General features: G+C 67.6%; 21 protein-coding genes. 5 read left to right on the forward strand and 16 right to left on the reverse strand.

Annotated elements, in window-relative coordinates:
* Nucleotides 1-106: 106 nt before the first annotated feature.
* The 4 genes from A6M56_RS09535 to A6M56_RS09550 all read right to left on the reverse strand — a co-directional run bounded on the left by A6M56_RS09535 (nucleotide 107) and on the right by A6M56_RS09550 (nucleotide 3,714).
* The gene (locus tag A6M56_RS09535) at nucleotides 107-934 is read right to left on the reverse strand and encodes a polyphosphate kinase 2 family protein (RefSeq protein WP_045785513.1); all 828 of its coding nucleotides are present in this window, start codon (nucleotides 932-934) and stop codon (nucleotides 107-109) included.
* A 49-nt stretch (nucleotides 935-983) separates the two neighbouring features.
* A complete protein-coding gene (gene dapF, locus A6M56_RS09540) occupies nucleotides 984-1,868 on the reverse strand; it encodes a diaminopimelate epimerase (RefSeq protein WP_102080631.1) in 885 nt (294 codons plus the stop codon).
* A gap of 90 nt (nucleotides 1,869-1,958) precedes the next feature.
* Complete coding sequence (locus A6M56_RS09545; protein WP_102080630.1) at nucleotides 1,959-2,852, reverse strand: lipid A biosynthesis lauroyl acyltransferase; 894 nt, start codon at nucleotides 2,850-2,852, stop codon at nucleotides 1,959-1,961.
* A 13-nt stretch (nucleotides 2,853-2,865) separates the two neighbouring features.
* A complete protein-coding gene (locus tag A6M56_RS09550) occupies nucleotides 2,866-3,714 on the reverse strand; it encodes a lysophospholipid acyltransferase family protein (RefSeq protein WP_045785511.1) in 849 nt (282 codons plus the stop codon).
* A gap of 243 nt (nucleotides 3,715-3,957) precedes the next feature.
* Here A6M56_RS09550 and metK point away from each other — a divergent pair, with 243 nt between their 5' ends.
* Nucleotides 3,958-5,148 carry a methionine adenosyltransferase gene (gene metK, locus A6M56_RS09555; protein ID WP_045785510.1) on the forward strand — a complete coding sequence of 397 codons (1,191 nt, stop codon included), beginning with the start codon at nucleotides 3,958-3,960 and terminating at the stop codon, nucleotides 5,146-5,148.
* A 114-nt stretch (nucleotides 5,149-5,262) separates the two neighbouring features.
* Here the strand turns inward: metK and A6M56_RS09560 are convergent, their stop codons facing one another.
* A complete protein-coding gene (locus tag A6M56_RS09560) occupies nucleotides 5,263-5,865 on the reverse strand; it encodes a hypothetical protein (RefSeq protein WP_045785509.1) in 603 nt (200 codons plus the stop codon).
* The gene (locus A6M56_RS09565) at nucleotides 5,846-6,475 is read right to left on the reverse strand and encodes a hypothetical protein (protein WP_045785508.1); all 630 of its coding nucleotides are present in this window, start codon (nucleotides 6,473-6,475) and stop codon (nucleotides 5,846-5,848) included. Before A6M56_RS09565 ends, A6M56_RS09560 begins: the two co-directional genes overlap by 20 nt.
* 219 nt (nucleotides 6,476-6,694) lie before the next feature.
* On the opposite strand from A6M56_RS09565, the gene A6M56_RS09570 reads away from it, so the two are divergent.
* A complete protein-coding gene (locus A6M56_RS09570; RefSeq protein WP_240479928.1) occupies nucleotides 6,695-7,579 on the forward strand; it encodes an AraC family transcriptional regulator in 885 nt (294 codons plus the stop codon).
* Nucleotides 7,580-7,583: 4 nt separating this feature from the next.
* Here the strand turns inward: A6M56_RS09570 and A6M56_RS09575 are convergent, their stop codons facing one another.
* On the reverse strand, nucleotides 7,584-9,569 hold the full coding sequence (locus A6M56_RS09575; RefSeq protein ID WP_102080629.1) for an acid phosphatase: 1,986 nt from the start codon (nucleotides 9,567-9,569) through the stop codon (nucleotides 7,584-7,586).
* 240 nt (nucleotides 9,570-9,809) lie between these two features.
* Here A6M56_RS09575 and A6M56_RS09580 point away from each other — a divergent pair, with 240 nt between their 5' ends.
* The gene (locus A6M56_RS09580) at nucleotides 9,810-10,976 is read left to right on the forward strand and encodes an HPP family protein (protein WP_045785506.1); all 1,167 of its coding nucleotides are present in this window, start codon (nucleotides 9,810-9,812) and stop codon (nucleotides 10,974-10,976) included.
* A gap of 27 nt (nucleotides 10,977-11,003) precedes the next feature.
* Here the strand turns inward: A6M56_RS09580 and A6M56_RS09585 are convergent, their stop codons facing one another.
* Entirely contained in the window at nucleotides 11,004-11,618 is a 615-nt protein-coding gene (locus A6M56_RS09585; protein ID WP_045785505.1) for a glutathione S-transferase, read from the reverse strand.
* A gap of 201 nt (nucleotides 11,619-11,819) precedes the next feature.
* On the opposite strand from A6M56_RS09585, the gene A6M56_RS09590 reads away from it, so the two are divergent.
* Nucleotides 11,820-14,045, forward strand: a complete 2,226-nt coding sequence (locus tag A6M56_RS09590) for a response regulator (protein ID WP_045785504.1) — start codon at nucleotides 11,820-11,822, stop codon at nucleotides 14,043-14,045.
* 65 nt (nucleotides 14,046-14,110) lie between these two features.
* Here A6M56_RS09590 and A6M56_RS09595 read toward each other — a convergent pair whose 3' ends face one another.
* Nucleotides 14,111-14,344, reverse strand: coding sequence for a GNAT family N-acetyltransferase (locus A6M56_RS09595; RefSeq protein ID WP_353744914.1), 234 nt, complete (start codon nucleotides 14,342-14,344; stop codon nucleotides 14,111-14,113).
* 496 nt (nucleotides 14,345-14,840) lie between these two features.
* Here A6M56_RS09595 and A6M56_RS09600 point away from each other — a divergent pair, with 496 nt between their 5' ends.
* Nucleotides 14,841-16,397: a lactonase family protein gene (locus tag A6M56_RS09600; RefSeq protein WP_102080626.1), complete on the forward strand. Its 1,557-nt coding sequence runs from the start codon at nucleotides 14,841-14,843 to the stop codon at nucleotides 16,395-16,397.
* A 118-nt stretch (nucleotides 16,398-16,515) separates the two neighbouring features.
* On the opposite strand, the gene A6M56_RS09605 is transcribed toward A6M56_RS09600, so the two are convergent.
* From A6M56_RS09605 to A6M56_RS09635, 7 genes are all read right to left on the reverse strand, one after another.
* Nucleotides 16,516-17,253 carry an amino acid ABC transporter ATP-binding protein gene (locus A6M56_RS09605; RefSeq protein ID WP_045785502.1) on the reverse strand — a complete coding sequence of 246 codons (738 nt, stop codon included), beginning with the start codon at nucleotides 17,251-17,253 and terminating at the stop codon, nucleotides 16,516-16,518.
* A complete protein-coding gene (locus tag A6M56_RS09610; protein ID WP_102080625.1) occupies nucleotides 17,240-17,893 on the reverse strand; it encodes an amino acid ABC transporter permease in 654 nt (217 codons plus the stop codon). The genes A6M56_RS09605 and A6M56_RS09610 overlap by 14 nt, the downstream gene beginning before the upstream one ends.
* Nucleotides 17,890-18,615 carry an amino acid ABC transporter permease gene (locus A6M56_RS09615; RefSeq protein WP_062737568.1) on the reverse strand — a complete coding sequence of 242 codons (726 nt, stop codon included), beginning with the start codon at nucleotides 18,613-18,615 and terminating at the stop codon, nucleotides 17,890-17,892. Before A6M56_RS09615 ends, A6M56_RS09610 begins: the two co-directional genes overlap by 4 nt.
* A gap of 68 nt (nucleotides 18,616-18,683) precedes the next feature.
* Complete coding sequence (locus tag A6M56_RS09620) at nucleotides 18,684-19,511, reverse strand: transporter substrate-binding domain-containing protein (protein WP_102080624.1); 828 nt, start codon at nucleotides 19,509-19,511, stop codon at nucleotides 18,684-18,686.
* On the reverse strand, nucleotides 19,508-20,317 hold the full coding sequence (locus A6M56_RS09625; protein ID WP_102080623.1) for a FadR/GntR family transcriptional regulator: 810 nt from the start codon (nucleotides 20,315-20,317) through the stop codon (nucleotides 19,508-19,510). The genes A6M56_RS09620 and A6M56_RS09625 overlap by 4 nt, the downstream gene beginning before the upstream one ends.
* Nucleotides 20,318-20,644: 327 nt before the next feature.
* A complete protein-coding gene (locus A6M56_RS09630) occupies nucleotides 20,645-21,844 on the reverse strand; it encodes a DUF2252 family protein (RefSeq protein ID WP_102080622.1) in 1,200 nt (399 codons plus the stop codon).
* 282 nt (nucleotides 21,845-22,126) lie between these two features.
* Nucleotides 22,127-22,495, reverse strand: coding sequence for a hypothetical protein (locus A6M56_RS09635; protein ID WP_102080621.1), 369 nt, complete (start codon nucleotides 22,493-22,495; stop codon nucleotides 22,127-22,129).
* Nucleotides 22,496-22,636: the final 141 nt, after the last annotated feature.

The following is a 22,636-nucleotide window of genomic DNA, read 5'->3' on the forward strand; positions in this document are numbered from 1 at the left end:
TTACTTTCTTTGGCAAGACAAAGAAAGTGACTCAGCCCCGGCAGGGGATGAAACAAGGATGCACCACCAGCAACAAAATCAAACAACAAAACCAACCACCAAACCCCTACTCAATCCTAAGCGCCTCAAACGCCGGATTCCCCTCCGGATACTGAGGCTTCATCCCCTCGAACACCTCCAACAGGATCTCCGCGACCATCAGATTCCGGTGCGTCTTGGAATCCGCGGGGATCACATACCACGGCGCGTGCGGCGTGGCGGTGGCGTTGATCGCCGCCCCGTAGGCCTCCATGTACCCGTCCCACAGCTTGCGCTCTTCCATATCCGCCGGGTCGAACTTCCAGTGCTTGTGCGGATCGTCGATGCGTTCCTGCAGGCGCTTGCGCTGTTCGTCCTTCGAGATGTGCAGGAAGCATTTGACGATGGTCGTGCCGGTATCGACGAGCATCTGTTCAAACGCGTTGATGTGGCCGTAACGGCGCTTGCATTCGGCGGCGTCGATGTCGCCGTGCACCCGCGTGATCAGCACGTCTTCGTAATGGCTGCGGTTGAAGATGACGATCTCGCCGCGGGCGGGCGTCTGGGCGTGCACGCGCCACAGGTAATCGTGCGCGAGCTCTTGCGGCGTCGGCGCCTTGAAGCCGACCACGCGCAGGCCCAGCGGGTCCATGGCGCGGAACACGCCTCGCACGGTGCCATCCTTGCCTGACGTATCCATGCCCTGCAGGATGACAAGCACCTTGCGCCGATGCTCGGCATAGAGAGTGTCCTGCAGCGCATCGAGCCTGGCCGCCACCTCGGCCAGCCGCGCGTTGTCGTCGGACTTGCTGCCAGTGGAGAAAGGCTTGGCGGAGGCATCCAGCTTCGCGATCTTGAACTTGCTGCTGCCGTCGAAGCGATAGTCGTCAAGCCGGTTCGTGCCGTTCGAGCCCACGGTGCCTCCTGTTGTTCTGACGATGCGGCAGCCGGCCGCGCGGTACGGCTTATGCCTGGCGGCCTGCGGGAAGCTTCAGCGCGTCCAGGTCCAGCGTGCCCTCGAACACCGTGGTGGCGGGGCCGGTCATCATCACGGGCAGGCCGACACCGGCCCACGCGATGGTGAGATCGCCGCCGTGCGTAGCCACCTTGACGGGCGAATCGAGCAGCCCGCGCCGGATGCCGGCCACCACGGCCGCACAGGCACCCGTGCCACAAGCAAGCGTCTCGCCTGCGCCGCGCTCGTACACGCGCAGGCGGATGGAATGGCGGTCGACGATCTGCATGAACCCCGCGTTCACGCGACGCGGAAACACCGTGTGCGATTCGATCAGCGGGCCGTCTTCGAGCACGGGAAAGGCCTCGGCGTCGTCGACCACCTGCACGGCGTGCGGGTTGCCCATCGACACGGTGGACAGCCACGCCGTGCGGCCATTGATCTGCAGCGCGTGAAGCGTATCTTCGCCTTCCACGCGCGTGGGCAGGCCGTCCGGCACGAACGGCAAGCGCTCGGCCTCGAACACGGGCGCGCCCATGTCGACGGTCACCTGGCCATCGTCCTGCATCGTGAGCGTGGCGATGCCGTTCATGACTTCCACGCGCACGGTGCGCTTGTCGGTCAGGCCGCGGTCGGTGACGAACTTGACGAAGCAGCGGGCGCCGTTGCCGCAGTGCTCCACCTCGCCGCCGTCGTGGTTGAAGATGCGGTAGCGGAAATCGACGTCGGGCCGTGTCGAGCGCTCGACCAGCAGCAGCTGGTCTGCCCCCACGCCAAAGTGGCGGTCGGCAATGGCGCGCCACTGCTCGGGCGTGAAGTCGATGGGCGTCTGGATGCCGTCGAGCACGACAAAGTCGTTGCCCGCGCCGTGCATCTTGGTGAAGTGCAGTTTCATGGCAGGCCGCGCAGACGCGGCAATGAGCGATCGGAAAGCGACCATTCTAAAGCGAGCCGGGCGGCCGCGGCCGAAGCCGGGAACCGCGGCTCAGTAGATGCCGGGCATGCCCTCGGGCCGGTGCTTGAAGCGCTTGTGCACCCAGTAGTACTCGCTGATGCGCGGACGGATGGCGTCTTCAAAGAAGGCGTTGATGCGGCGCGTGTCGGCGGTCAGGTCGCGGGTGGGGTAGTTTTCCCACGCGGGCAGGATGCGCAGCGCATAGCCCTGGTAATTCGGCAGGATCTCGGTGTACATCGGCACGACCTTGGCGCCCGTCAGCGCCGCCATGCGCGGGATGGCGTTGAGCGTCAACGCCGGCACGCCGAAGAACGGCACGAACTCGGCGTCGCGCTCGCCGAAATCCATGTCGGAGATGAGCTGCAGCGCCTCGCCGCGCTTGAGGGTGCGCATGATCTGGCGGATGTTCTCGCTGCGCTCGAGCATGGTCGCGCCAAAGCGGCTGCGCAGCGTCTTCACGGCGGCGTCCAGCGCCGGATTGGCCATGTGCGTGTACAGCGAACAGCCCGCGTTGCCGACGTTCTTGCGCAAATAGTCGGTGAGCGCCAGCGCGCCGATCTCCACACCCGACAGGTGCAGCGTCACGAGGATATGCGGCTGGCCGTGCAGCGCCGGCAGGTTGGCCCGGTCGTCGATCCTCACCACGCGGTTCAGGCGCTTCTCCGATGCGTACCAGGCAAACGAGCGCTCCGCAAAGCTGCGGAACACCTTGCGGAAGACCTCGTGCGCCAGCGCCTCGCGCTCGGCATCGGACTTCTCGGGAAAGCACGCCTTCAGGTTGGCCAGCACCACGCGGCGCCGGCTGTTCGGAATGCGGTACAGCAGCCCGCCCAGCCCCTCGCCAAAGCGGGCAACAAACCCGTACGGAAAGAAAGACAGCAGCCACAGGAAACCCAGGCCGAGTTTGGCAAAGAAACGTTCCATAAAGTCAGCAGCGTCAGACAGCGGGCGGGGCGTCCACACCCTTTGGCTGCTTGTAGCGGTTATAGCCCCAGAGATATTGCGTCGGCGCCAGGGCAATCAATTGTTCGATTTCGGCATTGATCCGGCCGGCGGCCTGCGCCACGTCTTCGGGCAGCGTTTCTAGCACGCGCATGTGGGCCCGATAGCCTTTGCCGCGCGGCAGGCGCTCGCCGAACATCAGTACGATCGGCGCGCCGGACAGCCGGTGCAGCCGGTGCACCAGCGTCATCGTATACGCAGGCTTGCCGAAGAACGGCGCCCACACGCCTTCGCCGGCAGTGGGCGTCTGGTCGGGCAGGATGCCGACGGCCTCCCCGCGCTTGAGCGCGCGCACCACCATGCGCACGCCGCGCGGGTCGGCCGGCGCCATGTGCATGTTGGGCCGGGTGCGCATGGTCTCGATCCAGGCGCGCAGGCGCTCCTGGTGCGGCGGCTTGAACATCGCCGTGATCGGGCGGCGCTGCGCATACGCCTGCGGCAGCACTTCGAAGCAGCCAAGGTGCGGGGTCAGGAAGATGATGCCGCGGCCGTCCTCGAGCAGGCGTTCGTAGGTCGGCCAGCAATCGTCGAGCAGGCCGGGCGCGACCTTCAGTGAATCCTTGCGCACCCAGAAGTACGGCATCTCGAACACCATGCGGCCCGCGGACCGGCCGGCCTCCTTCAGCATGGCGGGGGTGACGTCGGGATAGGCGTGGCGGAAGTTGGCGATGAGCCGGTCGTGATAGCGCCCCGGCACCTTCGCGGCCAGGGCCCCCAGCCAGCCGCCCAGCGCCTGCAGCCACGACAGCGGCCAGCGTGAAAACAGCCAGAACAGGAAGGTCATGCGTGCGTGCGCGAAAGCAGTGTTGGTCGCAGTCGACAGGGCAGCAGGGTCTTGACAGGCCGTGCTGCGGCCCCAAAAAGTGCCGCGTATAATAGCGCGATTCGCCGAGTTAACTGACAACTTGCGGGGCGAATCCTCGGGCCGGGCCACAAACCTGGGCGAGGCAGCAAAATACCGCTAAAGCGTCGCCGGCCGTGGCACAAACGGATTGGCAACGTGATAGCCAATCTGGAGCTAACAGCCGTGTCAAACGACTTCCTCTTCACCTCGGAGTCGGTCTCCGAGGGCCATCCCGACAAGGTCGCCGACCAGATTTCCGACGCCATCCTCGATGCCATCCTGGCCGAGGACAAATATGCGCGCGTCGCTGCAGAAACGCTGTGCAACACGGGCCTCGTGGTGCTCGCCGGTGAAATCACCACGTCGGCCAACGTCGATTACATCCAGGTCGCGCGTGAAACCATCAAGCGCATCGGCTACGACAACACCGACTACGGCATCGACTACAAAGGCTGTGCCGTACTCGTCGCTTACGACAAGCAATCGCCCGACATCGCCCAGGGCGTGGACCGCGCCTCGGACGACTATCTGAACCAGGGCGCCGGCGACCAGGGCCTGATGTTCGGCTACGCGTGCGACGAGACGCCCGAGCTGATGCCCTTCCCGATCTATTACGCGCACCGCCTGGTCGAGCGCCAGTCGCAACTGCGCCGCGACGGCCGCCTGCCCTGGCTGCGCCCGGACGCCAAGTCGCAGGTGACGGTGCGTTATGTCGACGGCAAGCCGCACAGCGTGGATACCGTGGTGCTGTCGACCCAGCACGCGCCGGAGATGTCGCAGGAGGCCATCCGCGAAGCCGTGATCGAAGAGATCATCAAGCCGGTGCTGCCGTCGCACATGCTGGCCGACACAAAGTACCTGGTGAACCCGACCGGCCGCTTCGTCATCGGCGGCCCGCAAGGCGACTGCGGCCTGACCGGCCGCAAGATCATCGTCGACACGTACGGCGGTGCGGCACCGCACGGCGGCGGCGCGTTCTCGGGCAAGGATCCGTCGAAGGTCGACCGCTCGGCCGCGTACGCCGCGCGCTATGTCGCCAAGAACGTGGTGGCGGCCGGTCTGGCGCGCCAGTGCCAGGTGCAGGTCAGCTACGCGATCGGCGTGGCCCGCCCGATCAACATCACGGTGTACACCGAAGGCACGGGCGTGATCCCGGACGAGCAGATCGCCAAGCTCGTGCACGAGCACTTCGACCTGCGTCCGAAGGGCATCGTGCAGATGCTCGACCTGCTGCGCCCGATCTACGGCAAGACCGCCGCCTACGGTCACTTCGGCCGCGAAGAACCGGAGTTCAGCTGGGAAGCGACCGACAAGGCGCTGCTGCTGCGTGAAGCGGCCGGGCTGGCCGGCGAGCCGGTGAAGGCGCTGGCCTGAGCCTGCGTTCGCCTCAACAAGAAACCGCCCTTCGGGGCGGTTTTTTGTGTCCTGCCCGTTGTCATGAAAAAGGCCACCCGAAGGTGGCCTCTTCATGGAGTGCCGAACCGCAACCTACTGCTGGGCAACCGCCGCGCGAAACGCCGCATCGTCCAGCAAGGCACCGACCAGCTTCCGGTACAGCGCCTCGTACTGGCCGGCTGCCTGCGGGATCGCAGAGACACCCATGAACGGCGAGTCCCACGACGCCTGCGTACGCAGCGCGCGATCGTAGCGGACGGCGCCCGCCCGCGTGACGACGAACCGCGCGGCCAGCGCCGCCTTGCCGGTGCCGACCGGCGCCTCGACCGTGCTGTCGAGCAGCGTGCCGGTGATCACCGCATCCGACCTGGCATCAAGCAGCCCCGCCGATTGCAGCTCCACGCGCAACGTCTCGCGCAGGTATTGCGCGAACGAGCCCGCCACCGGCGAGCGCACCATGTTGCTGCGGATGCTGACACCCTTGTCGATGCTCGCCGACTGCGCCGCATCCAGCGTGAACGTGCCTACTTCGACCGGGCCGATGGCGGGGGTGCCGCCGCGCAGCTTCGCCGCATTCTCGATGGTGGGTTTCGGCGGGCTCATCGGCATCTCGGCGCAGCCGGCCAGCAGCGCGGCGGCCAGCAGCCCGAGGCCGAGCGCGCGCACCGCGCCGGCGTCAGTTGAAGGCCGTGTCATAAGACAGGTCCTTCAGCGCGTTGCTCACCACATCGCGCGTCATCTGCTGGACAGCATCGAGCATCGACGCCGATTTCTGCACGCCCGCGGGCGGATTCGCGTTGCCGATCGTGGTGTGGATAGCGTGGCGCGCCGTCTTGACGATCGGCGTGGTCTGCCCTGCCGGCAGGTAGCTGACCGTGCAGATGTAGCCGTCCGTCACCGCGCTGCCCGCCAGACCGAACGTAAGCCCGGTCACGAAGCCCTTGGCGGCCGGGTTGTCGGTCAGCGGCACATTGTTCAGCGTCACATTGAGCATGCCGACGTTCGGAGTCGGCTCAGTCGAGACCTTGGCGAACAAGCCCGTGTCGGTCACTTCCTTGGCGACGGTATCCTTGAGCAGCGTCGTGGCACGCGGGTTCGGTGCGCCCTTCGTCTGGAACTCGAACACCAGCTGGACCGGTTTCGGGTCTGCAACCTTCTTCATCTCGGACGGCGGCACCAGCTTGGTCGCCGTGTCGACGTAAGTACTTGCGCACCCGGTCAGCAACGCCGCGCCAGCCAGCGCCGCAGCCATGATTACGCGGCGCACCAGCGTCCCGCCCCCAAATCTGCTGTTGTTGTTTTGCATACCCTGATTCTTCTGTGTGGTGGTTTGAACGTCAGTACGGGCAGCTGCGCTTCGTCCGCGCCCGCCGGACGGCGCCCCGGAAGGGCTCAGGGATGCTATCAGAGCGATGTGCCCGGCGCGCCCCTTTCGAAGAAGGGTATGCGAGCCAACCGAGCAACTTCGGTCAGGCGCCCCGGGCCCCTTCCGGCTACCGTATCGCCACCCAGGAGCCCCTTCCAATTGACGACCACCGCCACCGACCGCTACCTCGTCCGCATGCGCGCCGTGCTCGCGCACATCGATGCGCACCTCGAAGACGCGCTGAATGTGGAGCAGCTGGCCGGCGTGGCGGCGTTTTCGAAGTACCACTTCCACCGCCAGTTCACGCTGCTGTTCGGCATGAACGTCGGGCGCTACGTACAGTTGCTGCGCCTGAAGCGCGCCGCGCACCAGCTCGCCTATCGGGACGACGCGTGCATTACCGACATCGCGCTGGCGTGCGGGTACGAGGGGACGGAAGCCTTTGCGCGTGCGTTCCGCAGGCAGGCGGGGCAATCGCCGTCGGACTTTCGCGCCGCGCCGGAGTGGGCGCCCTGGGCCGCCGACCTGCACGCGCTGCGTGCGCTCAGGAGCCAACACATGCCCGCACAACTGCAAACCCAGTCCGTGGAGATTGTCGAACGCGACGCCATACCCGTGGCTGCCATCGAGCACCGCGCAGACCCGGCCGGGCTGGGCGACACCCTCCGCGCCTTCATCGCCTGGCGCCGCGAGCACCGGCTGCACCCGAGCATTTCGGCCACGTACAACATCGTCTACAACGACCCCGACGATGTGCCGCCCGAAGACTTCCGTATCGACATCTGCGCGGCAACGCCAGAGCCCATCGCGCCGAATGCGGCGGGCGTCATGGCCAAGACACTGGCCGGCGGCCGCTACGCCGTACTGCGCCATACCGGCTCCGGCGACACGCTCGGCCAGAGCGTCGCCTCTCTGTATGCCGAATGGCTGCCCGCCAGCGGCGAGGAACTGCGCGATGCGCCGCTGCTGTTCCAGCGCGTGCGCTTCTACCCAGATGTGCCCGAGCACGAAGCCGTGACGGACATCCTGCTGCCGCTCAGATAAGCGCTCAGGCGTCGAGCCGGATCTGGATGCCGGTGGCCGTGTAGACGGCCGTGGCCTTGAAGCCGTCCACCACCACGGAAGCGAACTGCCGGTTCGGGCCCGCGCCGTCGATCACCGCAATGGTGTCGCCCACCTTCGGTGTGTAGCCGTTCACGAACTTCACGTGCAGCGTGCCGCCGGCGATCGTGGTGAGCCCGGCCACGCTGAGCCTGCCCTGGCCGTTCGGGCCGATGGCCAGGTCCAGCGTGGTGCCCTGCAACTGCGTGAACTTGCCGGCAATCGCCACGGCCGCCGGCGCGTTGACGGCCAGCGTGCCGGCACCGAGATAGACATCGCCCGTGCCCAGTGCATTGGCCGACTCGGCCTCCAGCACGCCGCCCGCGATCTGCGTGCCGCCGCTGTAGGTATTGGTGCCCGCCAGGCGCAGCGTGCCGGTGCCCTGCAGCGTCAGCTTGCCCGCGCCCGAGATGGCGTTGCGCCACGTGTCGGCCGCGTTGAAACCGCCCAGGGTCGCGTCCATCGACACGACCACGTTGCCGTTGAAGGCGCCGTAGCCATCGGCGGCAGCAAACAGGTTCAGGCGGCCCCAGCCTTCGGCATCATCGAGCACGGGGTAGCCGGAGGGCAGCTCGGTGGTCTTGAGCACCACGCGGCGCTGCTCTGCGCTCAGGTATGGGAAGCGCGTTTCCAGCAGCACCTCGGCGCCCTTGGGCACCACCGGCGCAAGCGCCGTGCTGCCGATCGGCGTGAAGCCGAAGGTCATGCGGCGCGTGAAGTTGGCCTGGTTGGTGGCGTAGTCGGCAAAGCGATCGGTGGCGGGCGTGCCGGACTGCGCAAGCGCCGGGAAGCTCGTGGCGTCGGTGCCCGTCTGCGCCATCAGGCCGGCGTGGGCCTGCCGGAATGCATCTGCCTTCAGCGTGGCGTTGGCCGGGTCCGCCAGGTTGGCCGCCGCCGCCGCAATGCCGAGCATGCGCCCAGACATCACGTCCAGCGGCGAGTGCATGCCGGCCAGGATGCGGTTCTCACCGAGCTCCATGCCGCGCGCGAGCATCTGCTGGAAGCGCTCGGGCACCAGGTAGGCCATCGCCACGGCATCGCGCATGGCTTCCGCCGAATGGCCGCTGATGAAGCCACCATCGGTGGCGGGCGTGGGGCTTTCGGCCGGCACCAGCGTCGGCACGACGACCACGCTGCTGCTCCATCGATACGGCCGCGCATATTTGTAGAAGCGCTTGGCCGGCTCGGTCGAGGCGTTGTTGCCGAGCGTGTTGATCAGGTCGACGACCTTGCCGAACGCCGTGTTGCCGCCCGCGGTGCCCACGCCCGTGTTGTTGCCGCTATCGTTGTAGAGCACGGTGCTCGCGTCCGCCGGGATGGTGGTGATGGACGTGGTCTGCTGCGCCAGCGTGCGCCAGGCCGCTGTGAGCGGCCCCATGCCGTCGGTCACGCTGTAGCCCTTGCCGCGGCGGTCGTCAAAGTAGGCCGCATCGGCCTGGGCCTGCGTGCGGTTGGTCGTCGCGTTCACCACGTATTGCACGTTTGCGTTCAGGACCGGCAGATTGAGCGGTGTGCCGCCCGGCGTGCCGTCGTTGGGCAAGCCCGTCCAGCTGGAGGCCACCACCGCCGGAAACGCCCCGTTGGCCGGCGCGTTCACGCCCGCGTCGACGATCTCCGTGAGCGGCTGCCACAAATCGAGGAACCGCGTGAACAGCCGCACCCCGGCATTGGTGCCGAGCGTGGCGTACCGCGCGTCGCCGCGCTGGTTCGTGGCGATGTTGTCCACAAAGGGCGGCACCCCGCTGGGCGCGGCGGCCGTGTCGACGAAGCCCGGGTCTGCCGGGGGTGCCGGAATGGCCTGTGTGGCTACCGGCGTGCTGGCAGGTGTGTCGTCGCCGCCACCGCAGGCAGCGAGCGCGAGCACCGCGGACAGCGCCACCAGGCTGGCATACACGCGCGGGCGGACAACAACGGAGCGGGCGAGAGAAGACATGGTGCAGGCGGGCCGTCGGCCAAAGAGACGCTGGAAGCCCGGCAGTCTCGGCCCAGCGTGTGAAACGCGCGTGACGGCTGCGTGACAAACGTGCGCGCCGCTGCACCACCTCAAGGCACGGCGCGTAAGGGCAGAGGCAGCGGCCGGTTATGTCACAGCGTGATAGAATCGCCGGCTGCATTTTTGTGACTTCTGGTGAAGCCTCGCGCGTGTTCACGGGCCATCGCCGTCCCGTCGACCATGTCCGCCCCGTTCCTGCCCCCCGCCCTGCGCCGCTGGCTCCATAGCTTTGTCCCCGCCCCCGTCACGGTGCGCTGGAGCGAGCGCGTGCGCTCCGCCGTCGGCGCGCTCGTCGGCATTCTCTTTACGGGCACGATGATGAAGCTGGTGCCGGGCGCACCGACGCTGATCCCGCTGCTGGTGGCACCCATGGGCGCCTCGGCCGTGCTGCTGTTCGCGGTGCCGGCCAGCCCCCTGGCGCAGCCGTGGTCGATCATCGGCGGCAACCTGGTGGCGGCCACCGTGGGCGTGACGTTCGCGCTGCTGGTCGATGATCCTGTGATTGCCTCGGCGCTGGCCATCTCGGCGGCCATTGGCGGCATGTTCGCGCTGCGCTGCGTGCACCCGCCCTCGGGCGCGGTGGCACTCACGGCGGTGATCGGCGGGCCGGCCGTGCATGCGCTGGGCTATCGCTTCGTGGCCGAGCCGATCCTGATCCAGTCGGCGCTGCTGCTGGTGGGCGCGCTGGTGTATCACGCCGCCACGGGCCACCGGTATCCGCACGCGCAGCGCCTGCCCGCCGCAGAGCGCCCGCCCACCGCCGCCGGCTTCACCCGCGCCGACATCGTCGCCGCGCTGCGCCGCCAGAGCGAGCTGCTCGACATCGACCCGGAAGACATCGAAGCCGTGCTGCGTGAGATGCAGCTCCAGGCCTACACGCGCACGTTCCAGGCGCTCACCTGCGCCGACATCATGACCCGCCCGGTGGTGACGGTGACGGCCAACACGTCGATCCCGCGCGCGCTGCAATTGCTGCGCCAGCACGGCTTCAAGGCGTTGCCGGTGGTGGACGACAGGCAGCACGTGGTCGGCATCGTCACCCGCACCGACCTGCTGGGCCTCGCCCCCGCCGACCTGCGCCAGACCCTGCGCCGGTGGTTCAGCATCGGCGCGCTCACCCCGCCGCGCGTGGCCGACCACATGAAGACGCGCGTGCAGACGATCCCGGCCAGCGCGTCGATGTCGGATCTCGTGCCGATGTTTGCCAGCGCCGGCCACCACCACATTCCCGTGCTCGATGCCGACGGGCGGCTGGCCGGCATCGTCACCGAGTCCGATCTCGTGGGCGGGCTGTACCGCCAGGCCAACATCGAGCCGCACCCCACGCAGACGGCGCAGCGCGCCTGAGGCGCCCGGCCGGGCATCGTCAGGTCGTCAGACCGCGTCGATGGGCGTGTCGCGAAACACGCTCAACTGCTCGGCGGCCGCCGAATACGCCACCAGGCGCGGGTAGTCCGCCGCCGGCACGCGGTCGGCCACCATCAGCTGGATGAAGGCCCACGACACGGCCACCGTCACACCGGCCTGCGTGAGTTCGCCGGCCTCCACCGGCAGCGGTACGTCCTTCCACTCGGCCTCCAGCGCATCCACTGCGGCCAGCAACTGGCTGTGCACGCGCTCCACCCACGGCCCGTGCACCTTCTCGGTCGGGCGCAGGTTGTGTTCGTAGACGATCTGCACGGCCTTCTCGCAGGCGGCCAGCGCCAGGCCGACGACCCGCAGCGCGTGCTGGCGCCGGGCAATCTCGGCGGGCATCAGGCTGCGGCCGGCCACACATTCCGCGTAGTCGATGATGAGCGTCGAATCCATCAGCACCGTGCCGTCGTCGCACACGAGCGTGGGCGCCTTCACCACCGGGTTGATCTCGCGAAAGCGGTCGACATGCCGGAAGACCGACACCGACGCATGCTCGAACGGCACGCCGAGCAGCTTGAGCGAAATGGCCGTGCGGCGCACGTAGGGGGAGTCGAGCATGCCGATCAACTTCATGGGTTCTCCTGGTGTGTGTGAAAGGGACGTCCATGATAGTCAGCCATGGCCGAGCGCGCTGGCTGCCTTGGGCACGTTTCCTGCGTCCGCGGCATCCACCGGTGCCGCCCCGTGCACCCTGCGAGCGGTATGCAGCTGGGTGCGTGCGTTTCTAAAATGCCTTCACGTTCATTGCAGTGACTCGGCCACACAGGAGACCCTATGCCGTTTCTCGCGCATCACCATGACTGCCCCGGCTGGAACGGTGAGATGGCGCAACGTGTGCTCGCATTCGATTGGTCGGCGACGGAGCTTGGCCCCATCGACGCCTGGCCGCACAGCCTGCGTGCGGCCGTGCAGATGGTGCTGGCCAGCCCGGTGCCCCTCGTCATGCTCTGGGGCAAGCATGGCTACATGATCTACAACGACGCGTATGCCGGCTTTGCCGGCGGCCGGCACCCGTATCTGCTCGGCTGCCCGGTCGAACTCGGCTGGCCCGAGGTGGCGGATTTCAACCGCCACGTCATGGAGGTCTGCCTGGCCGGCGGCACGCTGTCGTACCGCGACAAGGAACTCGTACTGCTGCGCAACGGCCGGCCCGAAGACGTCTGGATGGACCTCTACTACAGCCCGCTGCCCGATGACGACGGCAATCCGGCGGGCGTGCTCGCCATCGTGGTGGAGACCACCGAGCGCGTGCTGACCGAGCGCGAGCGCCAAGCCGCGGAGCAATCGCTGCGCCAGCTGACGGAAACGCTGGAACAACGCGTGGCCGACGCGCTGGCTGCCCGCGCCGAGGTGGAAGCGCAGTTGCGCCAGGCGCAGAAGATGGAAGCCATCGGCAGCCTGACCGGCGGCGTGGCGCACGACTTCAACAACGTGCTGCAGGTGATTGCCGGCAACCTGCAGATGCTGGCCGTGGAAGCCCCGGAGAGCCCCCGCATCCAGCATCGCATTGCCGCCGCCAACCGTGCCGTGCAGCGCGGGGCGACGCTCGCCGCGCAATTGCTGGCGTTTGCGCGGCGGCAGCCCTTGTCGCCGGCGGTCATCGAGCCTGCACACCTCATCCAGGGCATGAGCGAAATGCTGCACCGTGCGCTGGGCGAAACCGTCAAGGTCGAAACCCGGCTCGCCGACGATCTCTGGAACGTGCTGGCCGACCGCAACCAGCTCGAAAACGCGCTGCTCAACCTGGCGATCAACGCGCGCGATGCCATGCGCGGCGGCGGCGTGCTCACCATTGCGGCCAGCAACGTCACGCTCGACCGTACGCAGGTGCAGAGCCATGAGCTCGATGCGCTGGCGCCGGGCGACTACCTCGTGTTCTCCGTCACCGACACCGGCGTCGGCATGCCGCCAGAAGTGATCGAGCACGTCTTCGAGCCGTTCTTCACGACCAAGCCCGACGGCCACGGCACGGGCCTCGGCTTGAGCATGGTGTTCGGCTTCGTCAAGCAGAGCGGCGGGCATGTCGTCATCCGCAGCCAGGTCGGAAAGGGGACGACGGTGCAGCTGTACTTCCCCCGCTGCACCGAGGCCGCCCCGGCCGACACCCCCGGTGCACACGAAGCCACCGCCGCGCCCGTCCCCCAGGGCGGACGCGAAACCATTCTCGTGGTGGAAGACGACACCGACGTGCGCTGCACGGCCGTCGACATGCTGACCCAGCTCGGCTACCGCGTGCTGACCGCCCCCAACGGCGACGCCGCGCTCGAGCTGATGAACAGCGACACGCACATCGACCTGCTGTTTACCGATGTGATCATGCCGGGCGCCATCAAGGGCGGCGAGCTGTCGATCCGGGCCGCGCAGCGCGTGCCGCCGCTGCCGGTGCTGCTGGCCTCGGGCTACACGCGCGACGAGGTCGTGCGTGACGGCCGGCTGCCCGCCGGCGTCACACTGCTGGGCAAGCCGTACCGCCGCGACGACCTGGCCCGCCTCGTGCGCAGCGTGCTCGACAGCCACCGCGGCGCCCAGAAGACGACACCGGCCCCCGTGCCCGCCGCCCTGGCCGCCGCCAGTACAGCACCGCACGCCGACATCAGCGTCGCACGCCCCGCCGCCAGCCCGACGCTGCTGCTGGTGGAAGACGACGCCGCCTCGCGCGAGGCCATGCACGAATTGCTCACGGGGTTCGGCCTGCACTGCATGGCCGCCGCCAACGCCGAAGACGCCCTGGCCCTGGCCAGCACGCGCCCGTTCCACGTGCTGCTGGCGGACCTGACCCTGCCTGGGCAATCCGGCGCCGACCTTGCCCGCGCTCTGGTGCGCCGTCAGCCGACGATGCAGGTGATCCTGATGTCCGGCTACGGCACGCACGCCGAGATCGGCGAGCCGATTGCGGGGGCCCGGCTGCTAGGCAAACCCGTCGATCTGTCGGCCCTGCAGCAGGCCCTGGCGCCCTGGCTGAGCGCCGGCCCGCCGCGCAGCGCGACGCACGCGGCATAGTGGCCGCGGTGCGCCCCAGCCGATTGCAGTACGGCAGTGCCTGCGTGCCAACGTAGGCGCCGCACCTACACCGGCAGGAAACGCACCATCCGGACTTCGTCGGCATAGCCCTGCGCAGACTTGAGCGCGCGCGGCTGCAGGCCGTACGCAGTGAAGCCGCATTGCGCATACAAGGCCAGCGCCGCCGCGTTGGTGCGCACGACGGACAGGGTGAGCTGTTCCACCCGGCCCGTGGCCGCCGCCACGATGCCGTCCATCAGCGCCCGGCCCACACCGCGGCCCCGCGCCCGTGGCGCCACGTAGCCCCCCCCACAAACCCCTTCTGCGCGTGCCTGGCGCCGGTCTGCGCCTTGAAGCCGACCATGCCGGCGATGCCTGCGCCGTCATACGCGCCCAGCACCACCGACGTCGCCAGCCGCTTGGCAAACGCTTGCCAGGCCAGGGGGCCTCAGCGGCGTACGTCGAACCAAAGGCCTCCGGTGCACCCTGCAGCGCTGCAAGACGGATGGCGCGGCAGTCGGCCACATCGGCGGTGGTGCGAGGACGGATGGCAATGCTGCAGGGCGAGGTGGACATGGCAAGACGTGAACGCGCGCAAACCCTGACGAGTGCCAGTATCGCGCCGAATGCGCCGCTCTACCACGCGCGCTGGCGTGCACCTACAGCCGCGCCTCCGTCCATGAGGCCGAGGACCTTGTCGGCGGATTGGCCTATGTCGGCACCCCATTGCGCGTTTCTATGCTTGCCGTAAGCGCGGGTCTACGCAACACGTGACACCGACAACGAGGGGGAATCATGGCCAAGCTTTTCACAGCCCAAGCGGCACGCATCTGCAGCGCAACCGGGCAGCCCTCGCCGGCCCCGATTCCTCCGGCGCAGCGACGCACACACGGCCTGCAAGGCGCGGCGCTGGTGATGGCCGCAGCGCTGTCGGTCGGGCTCACGGCCTGCGGTGGCGGCGACGACGGCGGTACCACGCCGCCCACCGGCAACAACGCACCGGCGCCAACCCCCACGCCAACGCCAACACCTGCGCCAACACCTGCGCCTGCACCGAGCCCGGCACCGGCCCCCACGCCCACACCCGTACCTGCCACCTATTCCGTTGGCGGCACGGTCAGCGGCCTGGCCGCCGGCAAGAGCGTCACGCTGCTCAACAACGGCGGCGATGCGGTGACGGTCGGCGCCAACGGCAGCTTCCAGTTTCCGACCAGGCTTGCGCAGGGCAAGCCGTATGCGGCCACGGTCGGCACGCGGCCCTCGGGCGAGAACTGCACCGTCGCCAACGGCACCGGCACGGTCGGCACCGCCAACGTGACCAACATTGCCGTCACATGCACGCTGCGGCCGCTGTTCGGGTATGCGGTGAACTCGCTCGACGGCACCGTCTCGGCCTACACGTTGGACGCCACCACCGGCCTGCCCACGCAGATCGGCTCGACCGCCGTATCCGTGGGGAACGAGCCGCTGTCGCTCACGATCGATCCGGCGGGCAAGTTCGTCTACGTGGCCAACGCCAACGACAACACCGTGACGACGCTGTCCATCAACCAGACCACCGGCGCGCTCACCGTGGTGGGCTCGCCCACGCCCACCGGCAGCCAGCCCTACAGCATTACGCGCACGCCCAGCGGCAAGTTCGTGTACACCGCCAATTTTGGAGACAACACGCTCTCGGCGTTCTCGGTCAACACGACGACGGGCGCGCTCTCATCGCCGGCGACGGTGATCCCGGCCGGGGTCAACCCGTACACCATCGCCATCAACAGCGCTGGCACGTTCGCGTATGTCGTCAATGCCGACACCGCCAACACAACGGGCACGGCCATGGCGTTTGCCATCAACAGCACCACGGGCCTGCTCACGCAGGTGGGAAGCACCGTCACGGCGGGCAGCGTGCCGCAGTACATCACCCTCACGCCCGACGGCAAGTTCGCCTACGTTGCCAACTCCGGAGACAACACGCTCGGCGTGTACAGCATCGATGGCACCGGGGCGCTGACCGCATCGGGCTCGCCCGTGACGGCAGGTACCAACCCCTATACGATGGCCGTGTCGCCGGCGGGCAACTTCCTGTACGTGGTCAACATCCTCAGCAACAACGTGAGCGTGTTCTCCATCAACGCCGCCAACGGGGCGCTCACGCTGGTCGACACCACCGCCACGGGCGCCAACCCCGTCACCATCGTCATCAACCCGGCCGGCACGTTTGCCTACGTGGTGACGGCCAATGACAACACCGTCACCGCATACAGCATCAACGCCACCACCGGCAAGCTGACGGCCGTGCCCAGCGGCACCGCGGCCACGGGCCTGCTGCCGCGCGGAATGGCGCTGGTGGCCGTGCCCTGAGCCGCACTTCAGCGGCCTGCAGAAGCGCCAAGCCCCTTGCTCGCACAAGGGGCTTTGTGCGCCGGGCGCGCAGACAGCGCGGCCAGCCATCGCAAGTCAGCCGAGGCGCTTTCCGGCGCTACTGCACCGCCCCAATGAACGCCGCCAGCTCCGCCGTCTTCGGGTTGGCGAACACCTCCTTGGCGGGGCCGCTTTCATGGATCAGCCCCTGGTGCATGAACACGAGCTGATCGCCCACATCGCGCGCGAAGCGCATCTCGTGCGTGACCATGATCAGCGTCATGCCTTCGGCGGCCAGTTGCTTCACCACGGCCAGCACCTCGTTGACGAGCTCCGGGTCGAGCGCCGACGTGATCTCGTCGCACAGCAGCACCTTCGGCTGCATGGCCAGCGCGCGCGCAATGGCCACACGCTGCTGCTGGCCGCCGCTGAGCTGGTCGGGGTACGCATCAAACTTATCGGCCAGGCCCACCTTGGTCAGCATCTGGCGCGCGAGGTCATTGGCGTCGGCCTTCCTCATGCCCTTGACCACCACGGGTGACAGCGCCACGTTCTCGCCCGCCGTCAGGTGCGGAAACAGGTTGAACTGCTGGAACACCATGCCCACGTTCAGGCGCAGCGCGCGCAGTTGCGCGGGCGTGGCCTGCGAGCCCTTGAGCACCGCGTTGTCGACCACGATCTGCCCGTCGTCGATGGCCTCCAGCCCGTTGATGGATCGCAGCAGCGTGCTCTTGCCCGAGCCGCTGCGCCCGATGATGGCGACCACCTGGCCGCTTTCCACGCGCAAGTCCACGCCCTTGAGCACATGGTTGTTGCCGTAATGCTTGTGTACGGCGCACAGATCAACGAGCGGCATAGAGCTTCTTTTCCAGATGAGAGGCACAGAGCGACAGCGGCCAGCACAGCACGAAATACCCCAGCGCCACCAGCCCATAGATGAGGAACGGCTGGAACGTGGCATTGGCCAGCACCGAGCCCAGCTTGGACAGATCTTCAAACCCGATGATGGACGCCACCGCCGTGCCCTTGACGATCTGCACCGAGAACCCGACCGTGGGCGCAATCGACAGGCGCACCGCCTGCGGCAGCACCACATGCCGCATCTGCTGGAAGTAGCCCATCGCCAGGCTGGAAGACGCTTCCCACTGCCCACGCGGGATGGCCTCCACGCAGCCGCGCCACACCTCGGCCAGGTAGGCGCTGGTGTACAGCGTCAGGCCGATGGCGGCGGCCGTCCACGGCGACATCTCGAACCCCGCCATGGACGCCCCGAAGAACACCAGGAACATCTGCATGAGCAGCGGCGTGTTCTGGAAGACCTGGATGTACGCCTTGCTCACGCGCTGCAGGCTGGCGTTGCGGCCCACGCGTGCAAACAGCACCGCCAGGCCAGCGGTGCCGCCCAGCACAAAGGCCATGAGCGACAGCACCAGCGTGGCAAGCAGGCCCTCGCCAAGCTTGAGCAGGATGGGCAACAGAGGGATATCGGCGATCATGCGGCGGTCTCCGCAGGCGTGGTCGCAACGGTGCGCACGGCAGCGGGTGCCGCGGGCGCCCGGCGCACCACCACAAAGCGCTGCCCCACCCACGCCAGCAACTGGCGCAGCAGCAAGGCCAGCGCGAAGTACAGCGCGGTGACGATCAGGTACGTCTCAAACGCGCGGAAGTTGCGCGACTGGATGAAGTTGGCGGCAAACGTCAGGTCCTGCGCGGCGATCTGCGAGACGACCGACGTGCCCAGCATCACGATCACGATCTGGCTGCTCAGCGCGGGCCACACCTTCTGCAGCGCCGGCCGCAGCACCACGTGCCGGAAGATCGCCCAGCGGCCCATGGCGAGCGCGCTGGCCGCTTCCAGCTGGCCGCGCGGCGTCTCCTGGATGCCCGCGCGCACGATCTCGGTGATGTACGCGCCGAGGTTGACCACCGTGGTGAGCAATGCGGCCTGCCACTCGTTGATCTGCACGCCGAGCGACGGCAAGCCGAAGAACACGAACATCAACTGCACGAGAAACGGCGTATTGCGGATGGCCTCCACGTACACCTTGAAGAGTGCGTTGAACGGCCGGAGGCGCCACGCGCGGCACACGCCCCCGGCGATGCCGATGGCGCCGCCCGCCAGCGCGCCCGCCGCCGTGAGCGCGAGCGTAAAGCCCACACCCTGCGCCAGCTGGCCGCTGTAACCGAAGACCGCGCCAAAGTCGAATTGATAAGCCATAGAAAGATCCCGGATGCCGGGCCGCCGCACGTGGCCGCTGGTGTGCGGCCCATGCGGATGCGGCGTGCTTACAGTTGGGTGGGCAGCGGCATCTTGATCCAGCGCTGCGACAGCTCGTTCAGGCGCCCGTCCGTCTTGAACTTGGTGATGGCGGCGTTCACCTTGTCGAGCAGCGCGGTTTCACCTTTGCCAACGCCCACATAGCACGGCGTGTCTTCCACGGGGAACTTCAAGTCGAGCTGGCGCAGGCGCGTGCGCTCGTTGACCGCGTTGGCCACGATGTTGCCCAGCGTGACGAGCTGCACCTGGCCGATCAGGTAGCTCTGCGCAGTGGCGTTGTTGTCTTCATAGCGCTTGATGGTGGCGGAGGCCGGCGCCAGCGCCGTGAGGGCGAGGTCTTCCGTCGAGCCGCGCGTCACGCCGATCGTCTTGCCGGCCAGGTCTGCAGGCTTCTTGATCGACATATCCTTCGGGCCGTACACGCTCTTGGGGAACGGCGCATACGCCTGCGTGAAGTCGATCACCTTCGCGCGCTCGGGGTTCTTGCCGAGGCTCGAGATGACGATGTCCACCTTGCCCGTGGTCAGGAACGGAATGCGGTTGGTGCTCGTCACGGGCACCAGTTCGGCCTTCACGCCGAGCTCTTTGGCGACGAGGTTGGCCATGTCGATGTCATAGCCCTGCAGCTTGAGATCCGGACCGAGCGAGCCGAACGGCGGGAAGTCGTTCGGGATCGCCACGCGGATCACGCCGGCCTTCTGGATGTTGGCGAGCGCATCGGCATGTGCCGGGCGGCCGGGCAGCAGCGCAGCGACCGCGCTGGCCGCCATGGCGGCGTAGAGGAACGTGCGGCGCGACGTGGAGCGCAGGGTGTGGCGGACGGCAAAGCGGGTCATTCAAATACTCCTTCAGATGCAGAAATGGAGACGAGGCGAAAGGAAATCGGGGCGTAGCGCAACGGCTCAGGCAAAGGCTCCGGCGCTGGATGCTGCGAAGGCTGCGGCGCGCTCAGGTCGATGCCGCTGCGGCGTGCGGCGGATAGAAGGTGGGCGCGCATGGCCTCTGCGCTGGCGGCGGCATCGCCTGCGGCAATGGCCTGCACGATGGCGTCGTGCTCGTGCGCGGGGTGGTCGTCTGCGCCATTGCGCGCAAACGGCAGGCGCAGGCTGTGGCCGATGGCGTGCTCCAGCTGGCCCGCCATCGCCATCAGCCCCGGGTTGCCCGACAACTGCGCGAGCAGCAGGTGGAAGTGCAAATCCGCCTCGGCCGCGCTCAGCAGGTCATTGCGCGCCAGCGCATGGGCCAACTGCTGTTGCAGCCATTGCAGGTGGCGCAGGCCGGCGGCATGCATGCGGGCGGCGGCCAGCGCTGTCCAGCCGGGCTCGAGCACCAGGCGCAGGTCGATCAACTGACGCGGCGACAGCGTGCCCAGCGCCGGCGTGGCAAACGAGCGGTGCATGCGCTCGGCACTCGCCCCTTCTGCGCCAAACTTCTGGCCGCGCACCACAACGCCGCGGCTGGGCAGGATGTCGACCAGGCCCAGCGTCTCGAGCACCGTCAGCGCCTCGCGCAACGACGCGCGGCTCACGCCCAGGCTTTCTGCCAGCTCCCGCTGCGGCGGCAGGCGGCTGCCGCTCGGGTAATCGCCGCTGAGGATGCGCCGCTGAAGTGCCTGCGCGACGGAGGAGGGAATGCTGTGCATGGGCCGGATTGAAGAAAGACACGGTCGTGGTCTGACCGGTCGCCCACCGCTTATGCGAGTTTTGTGCCATGCAGCAATGTGCGGTGTGCGGGGCCGACGTGCGAGCGGTTGATTGCCTGGGCTGCGCTCTCGAGCGAGGGCTGCGCTGCGGGACGGGGCAGCGAAAGCTTGCAGTTGGTGCGCAATGGCACCGGTTTGGACCGACCGCCGTTTGGGGCAAGCGAAGCCCGGCCACGCATTGCGGAGGCAGCGCAGCCGCGCCGCTATCGTGCCGTCACCAGAAGCGGGACCACAGCGGCCGCGATAGACAAGTTGTGGCCATGCCGCCTACCGCGCCCACGCGCGGCAATGCTCGAGATACTGCCGTTCGTGCAGGCCGATCAGATCGACAATCGACGTCCAGAGCCAGAACGGTGCGTCGATCGATTTGCCATGGCGTGACTTCAGATCGCGGCGCCATGCGAGTGCGACATCGCGCGGCATCTGCTGCCCATGCGCCAGGCCGACCACGTGGCCGAGGTACGTCGCCAGCGATACGGCGTCGCGGGTGCCCAGCGTTTCGACGTCGAGCTTGAGGTCTTGCGGCAGCAGCTCGCGCACGAAGAAGCTTGTGCCAAGCATGCGCACCCACGCCATGCGGTTGCCCAACTCGGGGCAGACGTGGCGCGCCCCGGTAACCACGCGTTCGCCGTTGTGCCGCGGCATGTCTGCACCCGGTGCGCGAGGTGCGGCGGGCGCCACGGCCTCCTTGAAATCGAGCAGGCGATACGGGCGTTCGGCACACCCCTTGGCCGAGACCAGCACCGCATAGCGCCCCTTGCCGAGCGAGCTGCAGCCCTTGACCCAATAAGCCGCGTCGACGATTTCCGCATCGTCCCGATGGCTGCCGTAAAGATGACCGACCAGCTCCAGCAGCCCGGGCTCATGCGTCAGCCGCTTCAGTTCGCGCTGCTCTTCACGCGCCAGCGGCCAGAAGCGCTTGCCCAGCGGGATCGTGGGCGACGCGTCTTCCAGCCGGTCGCGGGCGAGCTGCTTCCACGTGCGCGCCGTGGCGGCCTTCATGGCGGTATGCACAGCGGCCGGCCGCTCGGGCCGCGACATGCCGCCGTCGGGATCGATGCCGTCCAGATAGCCCGTCATCAGGCCTTCGACCATGCGCGCGGTGACGATGCCGGGCAAGTCTGAACCGCGCGCCGCCGTAGCGAGGGACACGCCCAGCCGGATGAGGTCGTGCGCAGGATTGCCGATGACCGTCTGATCGAGATCCCGAATCTGGATGCTCGTGCTGCCCCGCATGTCGCCAATAGGCCCGAGATTGCCGACATGGCAGTCACCGCAGATCCAGATGCTGGGCCCTTCGGGCAGCAGGTGTGGCTGCACCGTGGCCAGCCATTCGTAGAACTTCTCGGTATTGCCGCGCACGTAGCTGTGCACCGACCTGGCCATCTTTGCCTGCCGCAGACGCATGAGGACCGGGCCACGGTCTTGGGGCTTGACGGCTTTGGTGGGGCGCTTTTGCTCGGGCATGCCTGCCTCCTGTTGTGTCATGGGACATGCAGGTGCATGTTTCTATGCCGTAGCAGTAAAGGGGCCTGCATGGTGTGGGCGGCTCGGCCATGGCGGAGCCGCCTGCGGTGGGCGAGCGGGAATACGTTCAGCGTTACGGAAGCGGCAAGCACAAGGCGTTGATCGAGCCGGAGCCGGTGCGCGCTACGGTGACTTGGTTGCCTGGGTATCGGAGAGAGGGGCGTCACGGGCGTTAATCGGACCTGGCATTCCCGCCCGTCACGGGAATGCGTCAATCTGTTGTTATTGGCTGTAGCCACGCCGCTCTATGGCGGCTAGCACGTCCCACGATTGCGGATCGACATCGCGGCCCCCGAGCGACATCGATACGTACGCATCAATCGCATCCATAAAGCCTTTGATGAAGGCCGGCGGGAACGCGTGTGCGGAGAGGTGTTGAAGCTCCTCACGCAGCATGCCCGGGCGGCATTGGCCGTGGCTGCGCATGGCGGCGCGTGTGCGCCTGAGATACGCCTGCGCTGCGATTGCGCCGTTCAGGTAGGTGCGGTTTTTGGTGAGCGTGCCTGCGTCAGACGACGTGGGCGCGTGCGTGGCTGGTTCAGGCGGAGATGGATAAGACGCGGGGCGGTGCCCGCTTTCGACAGGTGGCATGTCGGCCTCTCTAAGTTGCAGTGGAGGCACGCCGTTCGTCGCCAGACGAGGGTGGCGGGCCTGACGGCGGGGCTGGCGAACCGGCCCTTAGAGAACGACCGGCAGACCCGAAGGTCTCCCCGCCCGGCCCGCCATAAACAA

The organism is Ralstonia sp. RL (assembly GCF_001683835.1).
Taxonomy (GTDB): Bacteria; Pseudomonadota; Gammaproteobacteria; order Burkholderiales; family Burkholderiaceae; genus Ralstonia; species Ralstonia mannitolilytica.

Bases quoted from the DNA above. Each gene is read 5' to 3' on its own strand.
- dapF (WP_102080631.1), bottom strand. From the start codon at position 1,868: ATGAAACTGCACTTCACCAAGATGCACGGCGCGGGCAACGACTTTGTC.
- A6M56_RS09545 (WP_102080630.1), bottom strand. From the start codon at position 2,852: ATGGAACGTTTCTTTGCCAAACTCGGCCTGGGTTTCCTGTGGCTGCTG.
- A6M56_RS09550 (WP_045785511.1), bottom strand. From the start codon at position 3,714: ATGACCTTCCTGTTCTGGCTGTTTTCACGCTGGCCGCTGTCGTGGCTG.
- A6M56_RS09560 (WP_045785509.1), bottom strand. From the start codon at position 5,865: ATGACACGGCCTTCAACTGACGCCGGCGCGGTGCGCGCGCTCGGCCTC.
- A6M56_RS09565 (WP_045785508.1), bottom strand. From the start codon at position 6,475: ATGCAAAACAACAACAGCAGATTTGGGGGCGGGACGCTGGTGCGCCGC.
- A6M56_RS09575 (WP_102080629.1), bottom strand. From the start codon at position 9,569: ATGTCTTCTCTCGCCCGCTCCGTTGTTGTCCGCCCGCGCGTGTATGCC.
- A6M56_RS09580 (WP_045785506.1), top strand. From the start codon at position 9,810: ATGTCCGCCCCGTTCCTGCCCCCCGCCCTGCGCCGCTGGCTCCATAGC.
- A6M56_RS09585 (WP_045785505.1), bottom strand. From the start codon at position 11,618: ATGAAGTTGATCGGCATGCTCGACTCCCCCTACGTGCGCCGCACGGCC.
- A6M56_RS09590 (WP_045785504.1), top strand. From the start codon at position 11,820: ATGCCGTTTCTCGCGCATCACCATGACTGCCCCGGCTGGAACGGTGAG.
- A6M56_RS09600 (WP_102080626.1), top strand. From the start codon at position 14,841: ATGGCCAAGCTTTTCACAGCCCAAGCGGCACGCATCTGCAGCGCAACC.
- A6M56_RS09605 (WP_045785502.1), bottom strand. From the start codon at position 17,253: ATGCCGCTCGTTGATCTGTGCGCCGTACACAAGCATTACGGCAACAAC.
- A6M56_RS09610 (WP_102080625.1), bottom strand. From the start codon at position 17,893: ATGATCGCCGATATCCCTCTGTTGCCCATCCTGCTCAAGCTTGGCGAG.
- A6M56_RS09615 (WP_062737568.1), bottom strand. From the start codon at position 18,615: ATGGCTTATCAATTCGACTTTGGCGCGGTCTTCGGTTACAGCGGCCAG.
- A6M56_RS09620 (WP_102080624.1), bottom strand. From the start codon at position 19,511: ATGACCCGCTTTGCCGTCCGCCACACCCTGCGCTCCACGTCGCGCCGC.
- A6M56_RS09625 (WP_102080623.1), bottom strand. From the start codon at position 20,317: ATGCACAGCATTCCCTCCTCCGTCGCGCAGGCACTTCAGCGGCGCATC.
- A6M56_RS09630 (WP_102080622.1), bottom strand. From the start codon at position 21,844: ATGCCCGAGCAAAAGCGCCCCACCAAAGCCGTCAAGCCCCAAGACCGT.
- A6M56_RS09635 (WP_102080621.1), bottom strand. From the start codon at position 22,495: ATGCCACCTGTCGAAAGCGGGCACCGCCCCGCGTCTTATCCATCTCCG.